The 3,440-nt window shown below is 71.4% G+C and carries 4 protein-coding genes; 2 read left to right on the forward strand and 2 right to left on the reverse strand.

Annotated elements, in window-relative coordinates; translation table 11 throughout:
• The first annotated feature begins 127 nt into the window (after positions 1-127).
• Entirely contained in the window at positions 128-673 is a 546-nt protein-coding gene (locus tag ACIO3O_RS42650; RefSeq protein ID WP_401756414.1) for a PadR family transcriptional regulator, read from the forward strand.
• 49 nt (positions 674-722) lie between these two features.
• On the opposite strand, the gene ACIO3O_RS42655 is transcribed toward ACIO3O_RS42650, so the two are convergent.
• Positions 723-941: an EF-hand domain-containing protein gene (locus ACIO3O_RS42655; protein WP_401756417.1), complete on the reverse strand. Its 219-nt coding sequence runs from the start codon at positions 939-941 to the stop codon at positions 723-725.
• 43 nt (positions 942-984) lie between these two features.
• Positions 985-2,520: a hypothetical protein gene (locus ACIO3O_RS42660; RefSeq protein WP_401756420.1), complete on the reverse strand. Its 1,536-nt coding sequence runs from the start codon at positions 2,518-2,520 to the stop codon at positions 985-987.
• 68 nt (positions 2,521-2,588) lie between these two features.
• Between ACIO3O_RS42660 and ACIO3O_RS42665 the strand changes: the two genes are divergently transcribed.
• Positions 2,589-3,266 carry a GNAT family N-acetyltransferase gene (locus ACIO3O_RS42665; RefSeq protein WP_401756423.1) on the forward strand — a complete coding sequence of 226 codons (678 nt, stop codon included), beginning with the start codon at positions 2,589-2,591 and terminating at the stop codon, positions 3,264-3,266.
• Positions 3,267-3,440: the final 174 nt, after the last annotated feature.

A 3,440-nucleotide genomic window follows, 5' to 3' on the forward strand; every position in this document is an offset into this window, starting at 1 on the left:
GCGGCACCCGGGTGGGCCGGGAGCGGGAGGGGCCGCCCCCTTGCCCGCCCGTCCCGCCCCCGGGGGGCGGCCCCGCCGCCCAAGGCGGCTGGGGGAAGGGTGGGGAGGGCGTGTTTAGGATGCGGGCATGTCACTGCCGCATGCGATTCTCACTGCCCTGTTGGAGAAGCCGTCCTCGGGGTTGGAGCTGACGCGGCGGTTCGACATGTCGATCGGGTATTTCTGGTCGGCCACGCATCAGCAGATCTACCGCGAGCTGGGGAAGCTGGAGCAGGCCGGGTTCATCCGCGCCCTGCCGCAGGACGTGCCGACGCGGGGGCAGAAGCGGGAGTACGAGGTGCTGGCCGCCGGGCGCGAGGAGCTCGTCGCCTGGGTGGCGAAGGCGGAGGACCCGAAGCCCCTGCGGGACGCGTTCGCGTTGAGGTTGCGGGCGGCGGCCATGGTGGGCACCGGTGAGCTGCTCGGTGAGGTCGAGCGGCATTTGGGCTTGCACCGGGTGCAGTTGGCAACGTATCGGGAGATCGAGAAGCGCGACTTCCCGGCGGGGGCCAGTGGGCGGGAGGAGCGGATTCAGCTGCTGGTGCTGCGTGCGGGCATCGAGATGGAGCGGTTCTGGGTGGGGTGGCTGGAGGAGGCCATGGTGGAGCTGCGGGAGCTGGACCGGATGGAGTGAAGCAGAAGGGCCGGAGCCCCGGGTGGGGGTCCGGCCCTTCGTGCGTGGGTCAGGCCTTGCGGGAGGCCAGGAACTCGTCGAAGGTCAGGCGGCCGTCGCCGTTGCCGTCGTGCGCGTTGATGATGGCCTGGGCCACGGCCTCGGTGACGGCGAAGTCGCCGAGCTCCGCCATCACGCTCTTGTACTCGGCGGCCGTGATCGTGCCGTCGCCGTTCTTGTCGAACTTGTCGAACGCGGTGCGCGCCGACTCGGTGTCGATGTCCGCCATGTGGTCCACCCCTTGGTGCAGTCAGGCCAATACGGGCGACAGATTAGCGGCCCTGGTACGCACCGAGGTGGGGCGGGTTCGGGATTCGGTTGCCGAAGTAGTCGCGGGTGATGCCGTCGGGGGTGGGGGTGCCCGCGCCCCGGGCGGGTGAGGCGGGCTTCAGGCGTACGTCGGCGGGGGTGGCCGGGGTGGGGGTGCGGAAGAGGGGGTCGGCGGTCAGGGCCTGCGGGTCCCGGGGCTGGGTGGTGTTGCGGTAGAGGTTGTTGGTGAAGGTGGAGAGGGTGTCGACGGTTGGGGAGCCGATGGGGGACGGGGCGCCGACGAAGACGTTGTTGCGGAAGGTGGTGCCGGTCTGGCCGTTGTTGCTGACCATGCGGGTGCCGGGGTGGGTGGTGGTGATGGTGTTGTTGTAGATCTGGGTGTCGGTGGTGGGGCCGCAGACGACGGCGATGACGCCGTAGGGGGAAGAGGTGTTGCGGTCGTTGATGCTGATGTTGTGGCGGACCTTGTTGCCCTTGCTGGTCATGCCCGCGCCGTTGCAGACGAGGAGGAAGCCGCCCTCGTTGTCGTGGCTGTAGTTGTACTGGAACGTGTTGTTGGTGTTGCCGCCGTCGATGTCGAAGGCCTCGGAGTCGCGGGTGCCGTGGCCGCCGGTGACCTCGTTGTACTGGGTCAGGACGTTGTCGGAGTTCCAGGACCAGACGCCGGCGTTGTAGCCCGCGGAGCGCATGTTGAAACCGTTCACGTAGTTGTGCTCGACGCGGGCGCCGTCGGCGTTGTGGGTGACGATCGCGTCGCCGCCGGTGTCGCGCACGTCGTTGCGCTGGATGCGGGTGTTGGTGATCGGCTCGAAGCTGGTGCCCGGGCCGTCGGGGTAGGCGGCGCGGCGGCCCCAGGTGGACATGGTGCCGATGCCCGTGCGGTCGACGTGGCGGACGGTGGAGTCCTCGACGCGGATCGAGTCGAAGCGGGTGGGGGTGGTGGAGCCCTGGACGACGAAGAGGATGCCGCCGCTGGGGTCGGGGTCCTTGTGGTCGGAGCCGTTGACGTCGTGGACGTCGACTCCGTCGACGACGTAGTGGCGGCCGACGCCGTAGTCGGTGAGGAGGACCAGGAGGCCCGCGCGGCGGTCGGTGGTGGTGGCGGGGCCGGTGTTGGAGAGGTCGAGGTTGCGGATCTCGAAGCCCTGGGAGTTGCGGAGCAGGAGGGCGGCGCGGGCGCCGTTGCCCTCGATGTGGGGTTTGGCCGCCGTGGCGGTTCCGTACGCGTCGATACGGATGGGGCGGGTGGGGGTGCCCTGGCCGGTGGGGGCGAGGGTGCCGGTGCAGGTGGTGCCGCGTTTGAGGAGGAGGCGGTCGCCGGGGCGGTAGGCGGTGGAGGCTTTGGCGAGGGTGCGCCAGGGGGTGCGGGGGGAGGTGCCGGGGGTGTTGTCGTTGCCGTTGGTGCAGTCGAGGTAGTGGGTGGTGGGTGGGGTGAGGGCTGTACGGGGCTGGGCCTGGCCGGTGGCGGCGGGGAGCGCGGCCGTGGCGGCGAGGGCCAGGAGGAGGGCGGCGGGGCGGCGCAGTCTGGGGGTCGGCATGGGCGGACGGTAGGGGGCGGGGGCGGGGTGGGGCCATGGACGGAGGGGGTGGGTGCTTGGATCTCTGCATGAGAGACCTTGCGACCGCTTCCGACGGCCCCGACTCGCTTGTTCAGTTCCTCGATTCGGCTGCCGGTGGCGTGTTTCCGCCGCCGGACGGCGGGGTGACCGTTGTGCCGCAGCCGGATGCGCGGGTGGCCGGGGTGCTGTCCTTCACGGCCCATTCGGTGATCTTCACGGATCTGGATCCGACGTGGGTGCGTACGACGCTGGCGGCGACGCCGTGCGATCCGCTGGCCGCGTCGATGAACCCGGTGTTCCTGGTGGCGCTGGCCGAGAAGGCGGGGCGGCGGATGAATGACACGATCGATCTGATGACCGTGGCGGAGGCGTTGCCGGGGGCGCCGGATGCGGGGCTGGGGTTGGTGGAGATCGATGATCCTGGGCATCCGCGGGTGGTGCGGGCGAGGAAGTACCGGGACGACGTGCGGGTGTGGCGGGCGGCCGGTGGGGGTGTGCTGGTGCTCGGGCGGGGGGTCGCGGGGCGGTGGGAGGCGGCGGTCGAGGTCGATGAGGGGGTGCGGGGGCGGGGGCTGGGGAGGCAACTGGCGGTTGCTGCGCGGCACTTGGTGCCTGGGGAGGTTGTGTGGGCGCAGCAGCCGCCGGGGAATGCGAGGAGTGTGCGGGTGTTTCAGGGGGCGGGGTATCGGGCGGTGGGGGCGGAGGTGTTGATGGTTCGGCGGTGAAGGGGTGGGGTGGGGGTGTTTGTGCGGGTGGGTGGGGGGGTTGGTGTTCGTGGGGGGGGGGGGGGCCCCCCGCCCCCCCGGGTAGCCCCCCCCCCCCCCCCCCCCCAAAAACCCCCCCGCCCGGGGGGGGGCCGGGCGGGGGGGGGGGTTGGTGATGGGCGCGGTGACCCCGCC

The organism is Streptomyces sp. NPDC087440 (genome assembly GCF_044744005.1).
Taxonomy (GTDB): domain Bacteria; phylum Actinomycetota; class Actinomycetes; order Streptomycetales; family Streptomycetaceae; genus Streptomyces.